This is a genomic window from Bradyrhizobium roseum, from assembly GCF_030413175.1.
GTDB lineage: Bacteria > Pseudomonadota > Alphaproteobacteria > Rhizobiales > Xanthobacteraceae > Bradyrhizobium > Bradyrhizobium roseum.
Genome location: NZ_CP129212.1, coordinates 1387179 through 1404576, shown reverse-complemented (window position 1 = coordinate 1404576; position 17398 = coordinate 1387179). Strand labels below are relative to the sequence as shown.

General features: G+C 60.9%; 17 protein-coding genes. 11 read left to right on the top strand and 6 right to left on the bottom strand.

What is annotated here, in order from left to right; genetic code table 11:
• Positions 1-11 precede the first annotated feature (11 nt).
• Genes QUH67_RS06590 through QUH67_RS06575 form a run of 4 tightly spaced genes read right to left on the bottom strand, consistent with a single transcriptional unit; the run spans position 12 to position 3321 of the window.
• Positions 12-557 (bottom strand): chemotaxis protein CheW, encoded by a 546-nt coding sequence (locus QUH67_RS06590; RefSeq protein ID WP_300945862.1) that lies wholly within the window; start codon positions 555-557, stop codon positions 12-14.
• The gene (locus tag QUH67_RS06585; protein WP_300945861.1) at positions 547-2634 is read right to left on the bottom strand and encodes a chemotaxis protein CheA; all 2088 of its coding nucleotides are present in this window, start codon (positions 2632-2634) and stop codon (positions 547-549) included. The genes QUH67_RS06590 and QUH67_RS06585 overlap by 11 nt, the downstream gene beginning before the upstream one ends.
• Positions 2631-2996, bottom strand: a complete 366-nt coding sequence (locus tag QUH67_RS06580) for a response regulator (protein WP_300947958.1) — start codon at positions 2994-2996, stop codon at positions 2631-2633. The genes QUH67_RS06585 and QUH67_RS06580 overlap by 4 nt, the downstream gene beginning before the upstream one ends.
• Position 2997: 1 nt before the next feature.
• Positions 2998-3321 carry an STAS domain-containing protein gene (locus tag QUH67_RS06575; RefSeq protein WP_300945860.1) on the bottom strand — a complete coding sequence of 108 codons (324 nt, stop codon included), beginning with the start codon at positions 3319-3321 and terminating at the stop codon, positions 2998-3000.
• A 636-nt stretch (positions 3322-3957) separates the two neighbouring features.
• Between QUH67_RS06575 and QUH67_RS06570 the strand changes: the two genes are divergently transcribed.
• Entirely contained in the window at positions 3958-6630 is a 2673-nt protein-coding gene (locus tag QUH67_RS06570; RefSeq protein WP_300945859.1) for an ATP-binding protein, read from the top strand.
• A 123-nt stretch (positions 6631-6753) separates the two neighbouring features.
• On the opposite strand, the gene QUH67_RS06565 is transcribed toward QUH67_RS06570, so the two are convergent.
• A complete protein-coding gene (locus QUH67_RS06565) occupies positions 6754-7386 on the bottom strand; it encodes a response regulator transcription factor (RefSeq protein ID WP_300945858.1) in 633 nt (210 codons plus the stop codon).
• A 752-nt stretch (positions 7387-8138) separates the two neighbouring features.
• Between QUH67_RS06565 and QUH67_RS06560 the strand changes: the two genes are divergently transcribed.
• The 4 genes from QUH67_RS06560 to QUH67_RS06545 all read left to right on the top strand — a co-directional run bounded on the left by QUH67_RS06560 (position 8139) and on the right by QUH67_RS06545 (position 10163).
• Positions 8139-8309, top strand: a complete 171-nt coding sequence (locus QUH67_RS06560; protein WP_300948321.1) for a hypothetical protein — start codon at positions 8139-8141, stop codon at positions 8307-8309.
• Positions 8306-8560: a hypothetical protein gene (locus QUH67_RS06555; protein ID WP_300945857.1), complete on the top strand. Its 255-nt coding sequence runs from the start codon at positions 8306-8308 to the stop codon at positions 8558-8560. The genes QUH67_RS06560 and QUH67_RS06555 overlap by 4 nt, the downstream gene beginning before the upstream one ends.
• Before the next feature lie 74 nt (positions 8561-8634).
• Complete coding sequence (locus tag QUH67_RS06550) at positions 8635-8883, top strand: hypothetical protein (RefSeq protein ID WP_300945856.1); 249 nt, start codon at positions 8635-8637, stop codon at positions 8881-8883.
• A gap of 254 nt (positions 8884-9137) precedes the next feature.
• Entirely contained in the window at positions 9138-10163 is a 1026-nt protein-coding gene (locus tag QUH67_RS06545; RefSeq protein WP_300945855.1) for an alpha/beta fold hydrolase, read from the top strand.
• A gap of 81 nt (positions 10164-10244) precedes the next feature.
• On the opposite strand, the gene QUH67_RS06540 is transcribed toward QUH67_RS06545, so the two are convergent.
• Positions 10245-10649 carry a host attachment family protein gene (locus tag QUH67_RS06540; protein ID WP_300945854.1) on the bottom strand — a complete coding sequence of 135 codons (405 nt, stop codon included), beginning with the start codon at positions 10647-10649 and terminating at the stop codon, positions 10245-10247.
• A 373-nt stretch (positions 10650-11022) separates the two neighbouring features.
• Here QUH67_RS06540 and QUH67_RS06535 point away from each other — a divergent pair, with 373 nt between their 5' ends.
• The 6 genes from QUH67_RS06535 (at position 11023) to QUH67_RS06510 (ending at position 17206) form a co-directional block, all read left to right on the top strand.
• Entirely contained in the window at positions 11023-12249 is a 1227-nt protein-coding gene (locus QUH67_RS06535) for a hypothetical protein (RefSeq protein WP_300945853.1), read from the top strand.
• Positions 12250-12475: 226 nt separating this feature from the next.
• Complete coding sequence (locus tag QUH67_RS06530; protein WP_300947957.1) at positions 12476-13777, top strand: DUF3754 domain-containing protein; 1302 nt, start codon at positions 12476-12478, stop codon at positions 13775-13777.
• A gap of 228 nt (positions 13778-14005) precedes the next feature.
• On the top strand, positions 14006-14185 hold the full coding sequence (locus tag QUH67_RS06525; protein WP_300945852.1) for a hypothetical protein: 180 nt from the start codon (positions 14006-14008) through the stop codon (positions 14183-14185).
• A gap of 117 nt (positions 14186-14302) precedes the next feature.
• Positions 14303-14794 (top strand): hypothetical protein, encoded by a 492-nt coding sequence (locus QUH67_RS06520; protein ID WP_300945851.1) that lies wholly within the window; start codon positions 14303-14305, stop codon positions 14792-14794.
• Positions 14752-15381: a hypothetical protein gene (locus tag QUH67_RS06515; protein ID WP_300945850.1), complete on the top strand. Its 630-nt coding sequence runs from the start codon at positions 14752-14754 to the stop codon at positions 15379-15381. The genes QUH67_RS06520 and QUH67_RS06515 overlap by 43 nt, the downstream gene beginning before the upstream one ends.
• 439 nt (positions 15382-15820) lie before the next feature.
• Positions 15821-17206 (top strand): tyrosine-type recombinase/integrase, encoded by a 1386-nt coding sequence (locus tag QUH67_RS06510; RefSeq protein ID WP_300945849.1) that lies wholly within the window; start codon positions 15821-15823, stop codon positions 17204-17206.
• The last annotated feature ends 192 nt before the right edge of the window (positions 17207-17398 follow it).

The window sequence follows — 17398 nt, the reverse complement described above, 5'->3', positions numbered from 1 at the left end:
ACTGGAACTGGTTAGGCGGCTTTCGGGGCGGGTGAATCGGCATTGGCAACTCGCCTGGTCGTATCGGCCGGCTTTCCGAATAGTCCGGCCAACGACACCAGGGTCACCATCCGGTTTTCGATGGCGACAAGGCCCGCCAGGTACTGGTCTTCCGTCGGCAGTCCCATTTCCGGGATCGGACGAATGGCTTTCGGATCGACCGAAATGATATCGGAGACGGTGTCGACCAAGAGGCCGACGGTCCGCGTCCCCGCAGCGACGATGATGACGACGTGCATGCTGGTCGGAACGGTCAGCCCGACGCCAAACCTGGCGCGCAGATCGAAGATCGGCACGATCACGCCGCGAAGGTTGATCACGCCGCGCACATGCGCAGGCGCATTGGGAATCATCGTGGTGTCGGTCCATCCCTTGATTTCCCGCACGACCATGATGTCGATGCCGTACTCCTCCTCGCCGAGCGTGAACGTGATGAACTGCTCGGTGTTTTCGCCGGCCGCGGCCCGATCAAGGCTGTCCTGGCTCAACGTGCTGATCGACTGATTCTCAGGCTGCATGGGTCATATCCTCTTGAACCTCGATTGGTTGGGCGGGCCGCTGCGGCTTCAGATTTCCGCCGGAACCGTCGTCGATCTCGCGGAGATGCGTCACGTCAAGGATCAGCGCCACCCGGCCGTTTCCCAGGATGGTGGCGCCGCTGATGCCGTCGACGGCGTCGTAGTTGGCTTCCAGGCTCTTCACGACGACCTGTTGCTGTCCCAGCAGTTCGTCGACCACGATGCCGATCGTGCCCGCGCCGTCGCGCTGGACGATGATGACGATGCCCTGGCAAGGGTCCGTCACTAAGGTGTCGATCGCGAAGCAGCGATGCAGGTAGGTCAGCGGCAGGTATTCGCCGCGCAGCGCGAGCACGTCGCCTCGGCCTACCACGGGATGGATGTCGTTCGGCTGCGGTCGCAGGCTTTCGATGATGGCGGTCAGCGGCAGAATGAAAGTCTCCTTGCCGACCGAAACCACCATGCCGTCGACCACCGCCAGCGTCAGCGGCAGCGACAGCGTGAACTTCGATCCGTGGCCGAAGCGCGACTGCACGCTGATGCGGCCGCCGAGCGCCTGGACGTTGCGTTTCACCACGTCCATGCCGACGCCGCGCCCGGAAATATTGGAGACGACGTCCGCCGTCGAGAATGCCGGCAGGAAGATCAGGTTGTCGATTTCCTCGTCGGTCAGGCTGGCGCCCGGCGCCACCAGGCCGCGGTCCTGGGCCTTGGCAAGGACCTTTTCGCGGTTGAGCCCGCGGCCGTCGTCGGAGACCTCGATCACGATGCGGCCGCTGCGCTGTGCCGCAGACAGATGTATGGTTCCCTGGCGGGGCTTGCCGGCGGCGGCGCGCTCGTCGGGGCCTTCGATGCCATGATCGAGCGCGTTGCGGATCATGTGGGTGAGCGGATCGTTCAGCTGCTCGATGACGGTCTTGTCGATCTCGGTCATCTCGCCTGCGGTGACGATCCTGACTTCCTTGTGCAAAGTCGCCGCCAGATCGCGGACCACCCGCGGCATCCGCGCAAACACCGACTTCACCGGCTGGGCGCGGATCGCCATCACGCTCTCCTGCAACTCGCGCGCGCTCTGGGCCAGCGCTTCGATGCCATGGAGCATCGCCGGGTATTGATCGACGGGAAGCAGCGTGCCCTGCTCGGTGAGCATTGCCTGGGTAATCACGAGTTCGCCGACCAGGTTGACCAGCCGGTCGACCTTGTCGACGTCCACCCGAATGGATTGCGTAGGCGTGGGAGCCGGAGTTGCCGCCGGTTCGTTCGCCGGCGTCGCTATTGCGGCCGTGGCACCCGGGGCGGCCGACGGAGGAGGCTCTGCACTTTCGCCGGCGGAATTGCCCAGCATCTCGATCTTCAGATCGCAATCGTCTTCGACGAATTCGAATACTTCATGGACCGCGCTTTGCGGCGCACCGGTCTCCAGCACGAACGTCCAGCCGATATAGGCGGCTTCAGGCTCCAGCGCGTTCAGCACCGGCAACTTGGACACATCGGCCTCGATGGTCAGGCCGCCGAGCTTGCGCAACTGCTTGACCAGCAACAGGGGCTCGTTGGCCTTCTGCAGCATCTCCGAATGCGGGGTGAACTGAATGCGGTAGCGCTGCTCCCCGCTGACGTCGACCGCCGCCGCGACGGTTTCGTTTTGGATCGGCGTCGCGTCGGCCTCATCCGAGGCTCCGAGCAGCACCTCCTGCATCGCGGATCGGATGTCGGACGCGAAATCGGCGGGCAGCGCCCGGTCGGCGCGCGCGGCGTTGACGATGTCGCCGAGCGCATCGCTGGCGCGCAGCAGCAATTGCGTCACATCCGGTGTCGCCGGGATTTTATCCTCGCGCATGGCATCGAGCAGGCTTTCGAACACATGCGAGAACGCAACCAGCCCATCAAAACCGAAAGCGCCGGCGCCACCCTTGATGGAGTGCACCGAGCGGAAGATGGCATGCAAGGTATCGTCGTCGCCCGATCCGTTGGACAGCGAATCAAGATTGGCTTGCAGCGCATCAAGAAGCTCGGCACATTCCTCGAAATAGGTCTTCCTGAACTGCTCGAGCGGGTAGCCCTCATTCTGCGTGGTCATGGGCACACGCGCTGAACCAGCTCAATGAGCTTTTCCGGACTGAACGGCTTCACGAGCCAACCGGTCGCACCGGCATTCTTGCCATCGGCCTTCTTCGTACCGTCGCTCTCGGTGGTGAGAATCAGGATCGGAACGCCGCGATGGTTTGAACCGGCGCGGACGTTCTTGATGAGTGTGATGCCGTCCATGTTGGGCATGTTCAGATCGGTGATGATCAGATCGAACTTCCCGCCTCCGAGCACATTCAGCGCGACCTTGCCGTCCTCGGCTTCGGCCACATCAAACCCGGCTTTCTTGAGCGTGAACGAAACCATGTCGCGCATGGTCTTGGAGTCATCCACGGTGAGAATTCGCTTCGTCATATCAAGACACCCACTTAAAAAATTGTGTTTCCAGGCCCAGATCGGCGACGGCCGCACGAAACGCGTCGGATGCATCGACGATCCGGAATGAAACCTTCGCCGCGTCAGCAGAGCGTCCGGCTGCGAGCAGGACCTGCACGCATGGCGTCGACATTCGATCCACCGCGCTCATGTCGAGTACGACGCTATTGCCGGACAGCATCCCAACGAGGCGCTCGCGTAATTCCCGCGCGGCGGTCAGATCGAGCGTGGCGGGCACGCTGTAGCGGCCATCCCCGGTCTCCGAAACGGAGGTGATGTTCTCGTCTCCGGCTATTGCAGTCATGGAGAGTCCCGGGGTTGCTAGTTTCTCAAGGCAATGCGTCAAACGAAATCCGCGGTCCGCCCCTGCGGCGGCGGTACCCAGCTACGTGTTATCCAGTGCGGTTCGACTCAACTATTGATCGTGTCGCCTTCAGTGTGGCGGACCGCCATTGCCCGCACGTTAATTTCATACCCCGTACGACCACGGGTTGTTTTCCATAACACTCGGTGAACGCGTGCTCTCATGCGGCCGCGAGTCTCGCGATCGAGAGTTCCTTTTCCGTCCGGGCGGCGGCCCAGTTCTCGGCGTTCTTTGGAATCCCGAGATCGTCGATGCGTTTACGATACCCTTTTTCCGGAGGCGCAATCTGGCGCCCCGCTTGAACTCACTGGAACGAACGCGACCGGCAGCCCGAAAAATTCTATCGATGCGATCGCGGACAGAGTCTTAAGAGTGGCTACCGGATAACCACGGATGGTCTGGCTCGCGCCCGCGGTGCAACGCAATTGCGATACGCGATAGAGCGCCACGCGAGGGCTGATCGACGACATGCGCCGGCCACCCGGACAGGCCGCATAACGCTTTGTTTAGCCGGCAGTGCGTGAATGTCGCCACGAATTCCGCAAAGGCGTCGAGTTCGGAACGGAGCAACGTCCCTTGAACGACGCACGACAGGCAGACAGCGGAATATCCACGAAAGCCGGTACCGCGCATCGGCTGGAAGTCTCGTGGATCGTCCTCTTTGGTCTGTTGCTGATCATCGGGCTCGTCGCGGGCACCATCATCATGGTCAGCCATTTTCGCGAGAGAGCGCTCGCGAAAGCCGAACGCGAGATAGAAAATACGGTGCTGCTGCTCTCCCGCCACCTCGACCAGCGGTTCGAAGACTTCACGGATGGTCAGGCGCGGCTGGCGAACCGGCTGGCTCTCGCCGACATCGAGACAGCGGAAGAGTTCAGGGCTCAGAAATCGACGCCCGGCGTACGCATGCTGCTCAACGACGAGATCGGCAGCGACTTCGATCCGAGCGACGTCTTCATTTTCGATGTCGACGGCAACGTCATCAACACGTCGCAGCCGGGCCTGCTGCCCAGAACCAACATCTCGGAAAGCGACTACTTCAAGGCTTTCCGCTCCGACTCGACCTCGGCCACGACAATCGTGCAATCCGTTCGCAGCATCGTGACCGGCAAGCGCACTACCGTTCTCGCGCGCAAACTCACCAACGCGAGCGGCGTCTTCCTCGGCGTACTGACGCGACGAATCGAAGCATACAGGTTCGAGAAGCTGCTGGGAGCCACCATGCTCGGCCAGGGCTCAACGATCAAGTTGATTCACCGCAATGGGGAACTGATCGCACGGCTTCCGCGAGATGAAAGACTTATCGGCGAGGGCGTTGCCGACGATCCCGTATTCAAGCAGGCGGTGACGACATCCGGCCCCGCGACCGTAAGACTGGAAGCCGAGGCCGATAGCGAGGATCGGCTGGCTTCAGCGCGCCAACTTCGCAACTATCCGATCTGGGTCGTAGCGACGATGACGACGGAGATGGCATTGGCCGACTGGCGCGAGCAGACGCGCCTTCTCTTTGTGGTCGCCTGCCTCCTCGCCGCGGTGATGGTGGCCGTATTCCTGCTGATCGGTTGGCGCTTTTCGCAGGAGCGCCGGACTTCGGAACAGCAGCTCGCGCTCGGAAAGCAGCGCCTCGACGACGCACTGACCAGCATGTCTCAAGGTCTTTGCATGTCCGACAGGGATCGCAAGCTCGTCCTTTCAAACCCTCGGTTCCGGGAGATTTACGATCTCGACGAACGGCAGGTCGAGCCCGGCGTCTCGGTCGACACGTTGATGCAGAAGGCGATCGCCGGTGGCGACCGGTTTGAATTGCCGGAAGGCTCCAACCGTGACACCGCCTGGCAGGAGCATCGTGTGGCGAGACTTGCCAACGGGCGCTCCATTTCGGTTCGCTGTACGCCGACGCCCGGCGGCGGCTGGGTTTCGACGCATGCGGACATTACCGAGCGCGAGATCGCCGCGGCGACGCTGGCAGATCGCGTGGCCGAACTGACTCATGCGCGAAATTCGCTGGAAGCCCAGAAGCTCGAACTGATGGCGACCACGGAGGCCCTGAGCAGGTCGAGGGACGCCGCCGAGGCCGCGAGCCGCGCGAAATCGGACTTCCTGGCGATGATGAGCCACGAAGTCCGCACGCCGATGGCCGGCATGATGGGAATGATCGACCTGCTGGCGGGTACCGATCTCGACGACGAGCAGCGCAGCCTCACCAACATCGCGCACGAATCCGCGAACAGCCTGCTTGGCGTGGTCAACAACATTCTGGACTTCTCCAAGCTCGAGGCAGGCAACGTCACGCCTGAGTCGATTCCGTTCAGCCTGAAGCATTCGGTCGCGGCCGTCGTCAACCTGCTTGGCCTCAAGGCCCGCGGCAAGGGCCTGCTGCTCGAGACATCGGTCAGCGAGGAGATTCCGGAGTATCTCAGCGGCGATCCCAACCGGATCGGCCAGATCATGCTCAATCTTGTCGGCAACGCCATCAAGTTCACCGAGCAAGGATCGGTCCGGATCGAAGCGTCGCAGGTAGTCGTCGCCGAATACCAGATCGAACTCCGGATCAAGGTGATCGACACCGGCCCGGGAATCCCGCCGGATGTCCTTGCCTCACTATTCAGCCCGTTCACGCAAGCGGACTCGTCGGTGTCCCGCAGATATGGCGGCACCGGTCTCGGGCTGGCGATCTGCAGGCAATTGTGCCGCATGATGGGCGGCGATATCGGCGTCGAGAGCGAACCGGGCCGCGGCAGCGTGTTCTGGTTCAACGTGCGCTGCGCACCGTGCCTGGAGCCGCCGGCGATGGCGTCGCCGCCACTGGCGCCGCGGGGCGTTTCCGCCGGCAGCGACATCAAGATCCTCGTCGCTGAAGACAGCCCCATCATCAGGACGCTGATTTCAAAACTGCTGGCGCGGCTGGGCTATCAGGCGAACCTGGTGACCAACGGCGCGCAGGCGCTCGAGGCGATGCAGAAGGAGCATTACGACCTTGTGCTGATGGACATGCAGATGCCAGTGATGGACGGCATTACGGCCACCCGGCAGATCCGCGCGCTGCCTGGACTCGAGCGCGACATACCGATCATTGCCCTGACGGCGAATGCGCTGGTGGGCGAGCGGGAGCGCTGCCTGGCCGCCGGCATGAATGCGTTCTTGACCAAGCCGATCCAACCGAACCTGCTTGCCGCTGCGATCCTGCACTGGGGCGCCCGCCCGGCGGAAGCTTCGTCGCAAGACCGACCGCGTGCGGTGAGCGTGTAGATCATGATGCGATTTGAAGTAATCGCACCACTATCGCATCTTCTCGTTCGAACATGAGATTGTTGAAAAGCCGGATCATGCTCCGGCGTGACATCCGGCGGCAGGCCCGCAGGCCCGCCTTCATCAGGAGGCGGCGGACATCCTTGCGGGCGCCATGCTCATCGCTTTCAGCACCATCTCGGCGGTGTTCCTGACGCCGAGCTTGCGAATGATGTTGGAGCGATGATCCTCCACGGTGCGAAAGCTGATGTTGAGCTTTGCACTGATCTCCTTGCTCGACGCGCCTTCCACGCACAGCTTGAGAACCTCGTTCTCGCGGACGGTCAGGCATTCGAAAGTCGGGCAAATGTCGGAGGCGGCCGGTTGCCGGCTCGGGTCGCCCGCAAGCTCGGCGCGCAGGCGCGCGACGACGTCGCTGCCGCGAAACGGCTTCTCGATGAAATCCACCGCACCGCAATTGATCGCCTCGACCGCGGTCGGAATATCGCCCTTGCCCGAAATGATGAAGACCGGCACCGTGCACTTGCTCGCGCGCAGCTTCTTCAGGACCTCGATGCCGGACGGACCGGGAATATCGATGTCGAGCAGGATGCAGGCCGGCAGCTTCTTGTTGCCCGCTGCCAGCAGCGCGGCGCCATCGGCGAAACAAATGACGTCGTATCCTTCCTTGCGCAGGATGATCGACAACACCTCGCGGACGATGGGGTCGTCATCGACAACGTAAATCTGACGCCGGCCCTCGTAGACATCGCTCATCCCTGCCCTCCCTGTCAGACAGCCTCTCGTCGATGTGACGGCACCTGTACATCGGTACCCGCGCAATCGCCCTTCTGTGCAACTACCACGGACATATTCCTCTGCATTGCTTTAGCGCAATAGTCCGCGGCATAACGTCCGTGGTCTCACGGATTGGTTATCGTCGCCGACACTTTGCGTTGATGGTATCCGGCGACTGAACGCGGACATCGGATTTGCATCGCAAGAGCGCGTGACGTCCCGTGTTTCTACGGAAGGACTACTCGGATACGCTGTGGGTAACCGCCGGACGAGACCGGATATCCTCGCTCACAATCGCGCCTGTATCGGGATGGCGCTGAAGCAGTCGCGGCGCGTCAGAGGTCGCGCCGGTGTTGCCGGAAATATGCATCGGCCCGCTTCGAAGAAGCGCGATTCCAAAACATCGAAAACAACCCCATGCACAGTAGAAGCGGCGCGCGAAAGGCAACTTGACATGTCGGGCAAATCAGCGGCACTCCTTCACCATTCCGTCGTTCTGTAAAAGCCCTCGCCCGCACCAGCGAACGCGTCGGTAGGCGGCTCACCTTCTTCCCAAATTGAAATGCACCGGACAGCTGCGGCAAGCGCCGCCTGCGCGACAGACCCCCGCGCTTGCCTGCGCGCGCCGTGAGGAATCTCGACATGACCAGCGCTCCCGTCCGCACGATGCGCAGGCGTGAGCATTTGTCACAGAGGGGGACTTCCGCTGGAACCATGAAACAGCAGAACAGTTGACCGGCATGAAGATGGTCAAGGCGATCCGGCAACAGGCAGCCACCGCCGAGCGGGTGGCGGTGAACACGGCTGACGCGGTCGTCGCCGGCCAGATGAGAGCGCTGGCGCAGGCCTTTCGAACCCAGGCCGATATCCTCAAGAAGAACAAGAAAAAGAAGAAGAAATGAGTTTTTCGATCAAAGCGATGTGCCAACACGGCGATCTCGTCCACCGCCGGAAGACGGCCGAAGCCGCGCTCAAGAAGGCCCGGGAGCTGTCGCGCGCCGGTTGCTACGACATCACCATCACGACGCCCGAAGGGCGAGACTACCACTCTTCCGAATTCGCCGATTTGCCGCGCACCCCCGCCGCCGGACGAGCGCCGCCGAAACCTCGCCCTCCCGACAGCCCCCGTCCGATGTCGCGTCCGGTGAGATAGCGCCGCGATCACGTTCGCAAACCGGAACGAAATGCGGCCCAATCCATTACCCCTTGCTCATCAGGAAATTCGCCATGGCCGACGACATGCCCTCCCCGCCGCTCGTGTATGAAGGGCTGGATCCCAGTCCGGAACCGAAGTCCACGATTGAAGAAGTTTCCGACGCCGTGAAGGGCGCCGCCCACCGCGTCGGCGACGCGATCGAGCGAGGCAAAAAGCCCGGCATGCCGCTCAGCGTGCTGAGCAACATCGCGCGGGAAGCGCCGCTGGGATCGCTGCTGGTTGCGTTCCTGCTGGGTGTGGCTGTCGCGCGGCGGCGCTGAGGTGCAAGGGAATGCGCGTCCGCGGGCGAACGGAGACCGCACTCGTTTTCGCTAATAGACGCTCCGCAATTGCATCGTCGGCGTCAGGCCTGAGAGCGATTGAGGGACAGCGCCAGACGAGGCGCAGACTACCCGCGTCTCAGCAATCAACACCAACGTCAGGAACGATCGTCGCGGCCGCCGGTTCGTTATGCGCTGCAACATTTCTGGGAATAGTCCGAGAATTCGTGCAGGCGCCGACCGAGTATATCCCCATGGCCGCCATTCCCTTTCTGAAGCCTCTTCGCCGCTCCGTTTCCGGTCGGCGTCGAAATCGCAAGGCATCTTCGCTCGTCACGGCTTCGACGATCGCGATCGCAGCTTTGGCTGCTGCCGCCGCCGTCAATCGATATCTCGCGAACAAGGCGGAACGTGACAATCCGCCGGTCGGCCGCTTCCTGGACGTCAACGGCGTGCGGCTGCACTACGTCGAACGCGGCACAGGCGACACCGTGGTGCTTCTGCACGGTAACGGAAGCATGATCCAGGATTTCGAATCGAGCGGCCTGATCGACCTCGCCGCCAAGAATTTTCGGGTCGTCGTGTTCGATCGTCCCGGCTTCGGCCATAGCGAACGTCCGCGCGGCACGGTGTGGACGCCCGGTGCCCAGGCAGAACTGATCAAGGCGGCGCTGACGCAGCTTGGCGTTTCCAGGGCAATCATACTTGGACACTCCTGGGGCGCGTCGGTGGCGGTCGCCATGGGTCTGAAATATCCGGACCTGGTCCGTGGACTGGTTCTGGCATCGGGATATTACTATCCCACGGTCAGGCCTGATGTGGTCGCGATGGGCGCGCCTGCGCTACCGATCGTTGGCGACTTGCTCAGCCAGACGATATCGCCCCTGCTGAGCCGCGCGATATGGCCTCTCATGCTCAAAAAACTCTTTGGCCCGAAATCGGTGCCGACGAAATTCCAGGCTTTCCCGAAGGAGATGGCGCTGCGGCCCTCGCAGATCAGGGCATCCGCATCGGAGGCTGCGCTGATGATTCCCGACGCATTCGGGCTGCGCGGCAAGTATAAGGACTTGCAAATGCCGACCGTCATCATCGCCGGCGAAGACGACAAGCTGATCGACATCGACAGTCAATCAGCCCGGCTGCATGACGACGTCTCCCAGAGCACGATCCGCAGGATCACCGGCAATGGCCACATGATACAGCAGACTGCGACGAATGAAGTCATGTCAGCCATCAGGGAAGTCGCCGGCGCATCAACGCAACGCGCGGCCGCGGAGTAACTAGCGCGTGTGGACATCACGCCAAACGAAACCCCGCCTCCGCGGCGGGGTTTTTGTTGTTTGCGCCATGCCGACAAAGCGTCACGCCGCAGCGATGGTCTTCTCGATATCGTGCACCGCATGACCCGTCAGATCCTTAGGGATCTCGCCGCGAAGAACTTCGGACAGCTTTTTGTGGTAGCTTTTGCGAAGCTCGCCGAGGGTGCGCGGAGCGGCGATGATGATCAGATCGGAAATCTTGCCATCGAGCACCCGCTTGTTGAGCAGATCCGCGATGCCTCCGGCGAATCCATCTTCCGAGGCCTGGCTGTCATCCGGATTGGCCGAACTGCTTTGATGGCTTGCGCCCGACCCCTTGTTGACGTTCTCGACATCCACCTCGGGCATCGCGGTGAGCGCCGGGGCGGTCTCGTCACCCGTGTTGCTGAACAAATTGAACTTTTCGCCGTCGGCGACGGCTACGATCGTTCCCTTGGGGACCAGCATGAAATCTCCGGAGTGTGAGGAAGTGCACCTGCCGAACAGGTTATGGATCAATGATCGGTAACGTGCTTGGTTCCGGAAACCGTGCTGGCGCTGGCCGACGCCCGCGGCAGCGCAAGCAACGTCGGGGTAGGAATTCTGTGCCCGTCAGCGTAATACGGGCAGCCGAGCGATGCTCGCTAAACGCTATTCTCAGGAAGTTCTCAGGGACCGCTTTCTTGCCCCCCATCATCCGCTGGCTGGACTTGTCGCCACCGCAAAGCAACACCCGGGCGCCGGCACCGGGCCGCCACGGTGGCCCCACGATTTCGCCATATGCATCGTGTTGTTCGCTCCCACGACCCTTCCCGTCAGGCTAGCCTTCGGAAACATGGATATGGGCGGTGATTTCATGGGCCGCTGGCGTGCCGGTAGCGGCCGGAGAGCGGCACGGCAGGCGACACCCGGACGCTACGGCGCGACGGGGCTGGCCTGCGTCTCATGGCTGCTCTCGGCTGTCATCGTCGCCGACATGGCGACGCCAACGGCATGGGCCGAAACAGCCGCGCCGGCCGCGACACGCGCCCCTGATAACGAAAAGGAGCCGGCTGGGCCTGGCGCCGCGCCGGCATCCCAGGCGCCGAAGCCGGAACCCGAGACAGCCCTGCGGCAGCCCGAGGTGCAGAAGCCGGCGCCGGAAGCGGCCGTTCAAGTGCCGGACGCACGGAAACCGGGCCAAGAGCCGAAGGATTTGGCCAAGGATTTGTCGAAGGATTCGGCAAAGGATTTGGCCAAGGAATTAACTGTCCCTCAGCTGGTCTTGCCGGGCGATCTGGCGAAGAAGATCGGCCAGAAGATCTGGCTGAATGAAACCGGCGGAAAAATCGATGCGATCACGTCATGGAGTGCGAACGAGGAATTCGCTTCCCTCGGCATCGGTCATTTCATCTGGTTCCCTGTCGGCAAATGGCTGCCTTTCGAGGAGAGCTTTCCGGCCCTGCTCGAATTCATGCGCAAGAAGAACGTGCGCTTGCCCGGCTGGCTGGACCAGCCGCAAATTCCGGCCAACCCGTGGACCAGCCGGGCCGAGTTCAAGAGGAACGCCAACGCACCGCAGATGAAAGAGCTGCGGCAGTTTCTGCTCGACACCGTGGCGGAGCAGACGCAATTCATGATGGCGCGGGCGCAAGGGGCGATGGAGAAGATCCTCAAGACGACGCCCGACGGCACGGAGCGCGACCATCTCGTCACCCAGTTCACGCGCGTCGTTCGCGACCCCGACAATTTTTATCCGCTGATCGACTACATCAACTTCAAGGGCGAAGGCACCAACCCGAACGAAGCCGCCATGAACCGGGAGACCGGGCGGCGGCAGGGCTGGGGCCTCAAGCAGGTGCTGCTCAAGATGAACGGCGCGACCGGCGATCCGAAGGCCGTGCGCGCCGAATTCGCCGATGCGGCGCAGTTCGTCCTGCAGCAGCGGGTTCGCAACCTGCCATCCAACCGTGTCTTCGAGGTCGGCTGGCTCCGCCGCATCGCGACCTACCGCCGCCCGATCGCGGATTCGGACTCGAGCCCCAAACGGGCTTTGAGAAACTCGTTGCAGATGACGGCGGCGAGATAGCTTTGCTCGGCGTCAGCTTTGTCGCCTGGCGCTTTGGTTGAAGAACCACGGACATGCTGCGCCATGATCTACGGTCAGGGGCCGGGCTTGACGCCGCATTCCATCCATGACCTATCGATCCCCGCAATGGCATTGATACGCTGTCGGGGCCGATGAAGGTGCGGGTTGCAATCAAGTTCCGGATCCGGGTCGAGGAAGCGCTTCCGAGGCCGGCGGGCCGTTTGTGATGGATGCGCCCGTCGAGGCCGGCCCCGTGGTCGCCCCGCGCCAGCAGCGCGACCGCGTCATTCCGCTGCGCAAGTCTGACATCATCGACGGGCTGGTTGCCGAGGGCCGTTTTGATGAGGGCGAACAGGAAAAGTTCACGCAGCTGGCCCGCATGCTCGGTGCCATCCTGCACTTTGAATACGCCGCAGAGCTCGATCGGCTGCGCGAGACCTATTTTTACTTCGATCCCGAGGTCGACCCGCGCGAGTTCGGCTTGGCCAAGGATCTGAGCGAGCCCTACCGGCAATTGAGCGACGAATTCATCCGCATATTGACCGATGCCAACTTCGTCGAGGTGTCGCATGAGGAAATCACAAAGGCCTTTGCCGAGCGCGCCCGGGTACGGGTGAAGATCAAGGCGCCGATCGAGGATTATCGCGATGTCCGCATGTTCCGCCGCGGCAGCCACATGGAGACGATCGAGATTCCGGCCTGGTTCGGCCTGCGCAAGCGTCCACTCGAGGTCAAGGTCTACGACGACGTCGTGCTGATGGTTGCGACCAAGCCCGACGACATGAGTTCGGACGAAACGCGCAAGGCGCTGTCGAGCGCGCGAAGCGGTGGGCAAAAGGTCCGCAGCGGCGCGGTGCTGTTCAAATATTTCCGGCACATTGCGCGCGCCGATCTCAAGGCACTGTTTCCCAATGTGCGCGTGGTCAGAAGCCTGCTTGACCATCTCATGCTGGGCGTGCCGGCCATTCTCGGCGGCGTTCCGATCCTGATCAAGCTGGCATCGACCCTCACCGTGCTGTTTTTGGTCGCCGGATTCTATCTCGGCCTTTCCGGCACGATGCAGGACCGCGACATGGAGCAGGCGCTGGCCGCGCTCAGCGGAATATTGGCGCTGGGCGCCTTCCTGCTGCGGCAGTGGGGAAATTTCCACCGCCAGTCGCTGATCCACCAGAAGCAGGTCACCGACAACGTCTATTACCGCAACGTCAACAACAATGCCGGCATCTTCACCTACCTGATCGGCGAGGCGGAGGATCAGGACTGGAAGGAAGTGCTGCTTGCCTATTACGGCCTGTTGATCGAAGCGGGGCCCGTCACGCGTGACGTACTCGATGCGCGGATCGAGGCGCTTCTGGCGCGCGTGATCGGCGTCACCGCCGATTTCGACGTCGATCACGCCCTGTCGCGGCTGAGACAGTTTGATCTCGTCATCGAGACCGATGGCAGCCTCACGGCGGTGCCGCTTGCCGACGCGCTCCGACGGCTCGATCGGGCGTGGAAGGGGCTTTTGGGAACGGCGACGACCTGACGGCCGGTTGCGCTTGGCGCGAAGGAGATGCGCAAGCCGCCTACCCTCGCCAATGGTGAAAACGAAATCGTCAATAGTTTGTAGCTAAACGGCGGCGAGTCCTACCAGCTACAGCCTCACGGGTGGGCTGTGAATAACGGGGCAGAACGCAAGATCCCGGTTCCGCTACTCCAAATTGTGTCACCCTCTAGTCCACTGATTCGGCACTCCATAACGGTCGGAGGAGCAATGGGCATTCCGCTTAACGAATGGAACGGTTCGAAGGAAGTTTCAGATAAGCTGGAGAGCATTCAAAAGCAAAATGCAGGACAACAACGTTTGATGCTGGGGCTCACTGCCGTGGCCGCCGTGGCTGCAATCATCGCAGCATGGCCGGTGATCAAAGAATGGATCGCTCTTGTGAAATAGAGTCGCGCGATCTTTACGCAATCTAAGGCTTGCCGATGGTTCGTCGAATACGAATGCGCGAGCGTGTGACTGGAGAACGGATGCGGTTCGAGCATAACGATATTTTGGAGAATTCGAATGCTTGGAAGAAAAACACTTTTGATAATTGGCGCAGTTGCTGGCGCTGACATAAAGATGCCCATGGGCGGCGCACTAGCTACAACGATCGCAAAGTATCTAAACCTCAGCCCAGAGAACAATTGGGGTTGGACAGAGGAAGAGAAGAACAGCGCCACCGGTAACAGCACGACGCGCACTGCGATGCAGTTATTGGCGCAAGCATCCGGAACCGACGTGAATGCTTACTTTCTCGCAGGTCATCAGATTTCCCGAGGCTTGCCCGGCTGGACGAATTCAATCGACGGATACCTGCATCGCCATCAAGATCAGCCGTTAGTTCAACAGTGCGGGAAATTGGCCATCGCGCAAATCATTCTTGAAAGCGAACGGGATTGCGCTCTCTACATCGATTCAGAAGCCGCTTCAAATAAACAGGGATTTCGCGACAAGGATGCCGTTCGGCAGTCGTGTTTCAGTCACTTTGGTCAATCCTCGAAACGAACGTCGTAAAAAGCAAAAACCTTATCAATATATTTGATCAGCTGAGCGTTATCACGTTCAACTATGACCGCACCTTTGAGCACTTCCTTTATCAAGGATTGCAGCATGCTTTTCATCTGCCCCCAGATGAAGCCGCTTTGATCGTCAATGGCAAACTGGACATCGATCATGTGTACGGAAAGGTAGCGAACTTGCCTTGGCAGGCTGATGGTCGAGGCCATGCGTTTGGCAAAAGCCCGAGTCCTCACGATCTCGTTGCTCTCTGGCAACGCATTTCGACATACAACGAGGAAATCTCTGACCGACAATTCTTGGAAAAGCTGTCATTGAAAGTCGCTGATGCGGAGCGGATTATATTCTTGGGCTGTCATTTTCACGAGCAGAACATGAAATTACTTCGCGCAACCGCGACCGCTTCCCACGATCGCAATGTGGTCGTCTACGCCACTGCAACAGAGCGTTCATCGTCAGCCGTTGGGCAAATAATGGAGCAAATCGCAAGCGCGATTGCGTCGCCGCGCGGACTAGAGATGAAAGTCGATACTTGGGATTGCAAACGTATATTCAAGGAGTTCGACACGACGTGGGCTCGATAGCGAATATCGCATTTCCCCGGATGAGCACTGAGCGAAGTGGAGCGTTACACCAAGGCGGCGGACAAAAGGAAGCTGGCGGACAGCGGCGCGGCCAAGATGCGCGAAGCCGCCGCAAAGGCCCCTAGCCGGCTCACCGACCAAAGCCGGAACGGAGCTTACATAAACAACGATTCAACAATTGCACAAACGGGCTCTAAGTGACTGATGTTGCTGGAGCGAGAAGCCCAGATGGCGCTCCCTAGGGGAATCGAACCCCTGTTTCAGCCTTGAGAGTGCCCGAGAAAACGCTTTCACCCGTCCGCTCCCGTTCGCCAACATTCAATAAAATCAATGACTTGGAGGTTTTGCTCCGCTATCGTCCGCCTCGGTACAACGATGCTTATTCGACGGTTATTCGACGAAAACTTGCCCGTCGCAATGCGGTCGACAGGTGGATGAGATGTCAAAGGCCCTCATAGAGTCGCAAGTCACGACAGCAAAGGCGCGCTCCAAATTGGAAGCCGGGGTGCATTGGCGCCGCATCGATGCGGAAGCGCACCTCGGCTATCGCAAGGGGAAACGAGGCGGCATTTGGTTAGTCCGTTGGCGCAATCACTATGATGGTGCCAGCTACAAACAGTCCCCTGTTGGCACGGCGAACGATGTCAACGACAAACCGGCCGCTGGCATGCTGACCTTCCAGCAGGCCAGCAAGACGGCCGGAGAAGTCGTTGCCAGAGCCAGGGCAGAAGCTGCGGCGCAGGCAGCGGGACCTGCTCCTACCGTGCGCTCGGCCGTTGAGGCCTACATCAAGGAACGCGATGATCGGGAAAAGCGACGAACAGGTCGCGACGTGCGGTCCGATGCTGCCAACAAGCTGCGGCGCCACGTTCTCGGCCAAGACAAGCGCGGCACTCGGCGAGCTATCGAGGCTGCACCTCTCGCGGCGGTGTATCTGCATGCGTTGAAGGAAGACGATTTGCTAACGTGGCGCGAGCGCTTACCGAAGGAACTCAAGGTCACGACAAAACAGCGGCTCATCGGCGACCTGAAGGCCGCCCTCAACGCCTCGTGGCCACGGCTTTCCGCGAAGCGAAAGAAGCTCAATCCCACGTTCCTCACTGACGTGAAAACCGCCTTCAAGGCCGAGCGGATTGACGACGATGATGAGACGTCGGTTGCTCGAGACAACCAGATCCTCACGGATCAGCAGATCTCTGAACTACTTCAAAAAGCGTTGGAAGTTGACAGGGAGCAGGGATACGACGGCGATCTGTATCATATCGTCGTTTGTCTGGCCGCGACCGGCGCGCGGTATGCCCAGGTCAGGCGTATGCGCGTGGGCGACCTACAGGTCTCTGAGCGGCGTCTCATGGTGCCGGGGTCGTACAAGGGCCGCGGCGGTAATGGCGGCTCAGTCCCCGTGCCGGTCGGTGACGATGTCATCGAGACGCTTTTGCCAGCGATCGTCGGGCGGCCGAGTGATGCGACGCTATTCGAGCGCTGGATCCACGAGCAGGAGTCTAACGGCATAAAGTGGAAAAGGTCCAAACGCGGCCCATGGAAAACAGCTGAACTTACGCGCCCCTGGCACGCTATTCGCGAACGTGCCGCAATGCCTCACGTAATTCCCTACGCTTTGCGGCACTCGAGCATCGTGCGCGGTCTCCGGAAGGGTTTGCCTATCCAGCACGTCGCCAAATTGCATAACACCTCCGTCAATATGATCGAGCGGCATTATGCCAAATACATTGCGACGGCCCTGGAAGAGCTCGCGAGGGCGATAGTCGTGCCTCTGGTACGTAGGAGCGGCGGAAACGTGGTGCCTATGGAGAAACGCGCATGAGCGTTGCGGCGCTTGTGCCCCGGGGACGTGGGGCACCACAGCGATGATGCCGCTCACGCGCTGCTTTTCTCGAGCAGTTGCGAAGATGCTTTTGCTCCGCTCACCACTGTCCTTGGCTATCACTCCGGTTTCGTCTTATCGAGTAGCGCGAAGAGTGATCGTACCATGACCAAGCGTCGACGTCCGACCGTT

Excerpts from the sequence above, each read along its gene's own strand:
- QUH67_RS06565 (WP_300945858.1), bottom strand. The coding sequence starts at position 7,386 with ATGAGCGATGTCTACGAGGGCCGGCGTCAGATTTACGTTGTCGATGAC.
- QUH67_RS06520 (WP_300945851.1), top strand. The coding sequence starts at position 14,303 with ATGCTTGGAAGAAAAACACTTTTGATAATTGGCGCAGTTGCTGGCGCT.
- QUH67_RS06545 (WP_300945855.1), top strand. The coding sequence starts at position 9,138 with ATGGCCGCCATTCCCTTTCTGAAGCCTCTTCGCCGCTCCGTTTCCGGT.
- QUH67_RS06590 (WP_300945862.1), bottom strand. The coding sequence starts at position 557 with ATGCAGCCTGAGAATCAGTCGATCAGCACGTTGAGCCAGGACAGCCTT.
- QUH67_RS06525 (WP_300945852.1), top strand. The coding sequence starts at position 14,006 with ATGGGCATTCCGCTTAACGAATGGAACGGTTCGAAGGAAGTTTCAGAT.
- QUH67_RS06575 (WP_300945860.1), bottom strand. The coding sequence starts at position 3,321 with ATGACTGCAATAGCCGGAGACGAGAACATCACCTCCGTTTCGGAGACC.
- QUH67_RS06510 (WP_300945849.1), top strand. The coding sequence starts at position 15,821 with ATGTCAAAGGCCCTCATAGAGTCGCAAGTCACGACAGCAAAGGCGCGC.
- QUH67_RS06540 (WP_300945854.1), bottom strand. The coding sequence starts at position 10,649 with ATGCTGGTCCCCAAGGGAACGATCGTAGCCGTCGCCGACGGCGAAAAG.
- QUH67_RS06530 (WP_300947957.1), top strand. The coding sequence starts at position 12,476 with ATGGATGCGCCCGTCGAGGCCGGCCCCGTGGTCGCCCCGCGCCAGCAG.
- QUH67_RS06585 (WP_300945861.1), bottom strand. The coding sequence starts at position 2,634 with ATGACCACGCAGAATGAGGGCTACCCGCTCGAGCAGTTCAGGAAGACC.
- QUH67_RS06550 (WP_300945856.1), top strand. The coding sequence starts at position 8,635 with ATGGCCGACGACATGCCCTCCCCGCCGCTCGTGTATGAAGGGCTGGAT.
- QUH67_RS06535 (WP_300945853.1), top strand. The coding sequence starts at position 11,023 with ATGGGCGGTGATTTCATGGGCCGCTGGCGTGCCGGTAGCGGCCGGAGA.
- QUH67_RS06580 (WP_300947958.1), bottom strand. The coding sequence starts at position 2,996 with ATGACGAAGCGAATTCTCACCGTGGATGACTCCAAGACCATGCGCGAC.
- QUH67_RS06555 (WP_300945857.1), top strand. The coding sequence starts at position 8,306 with ATGAGTTTTTCGATCAAAGCGATGTGCCAACACGGCGATCTCGTCCAC.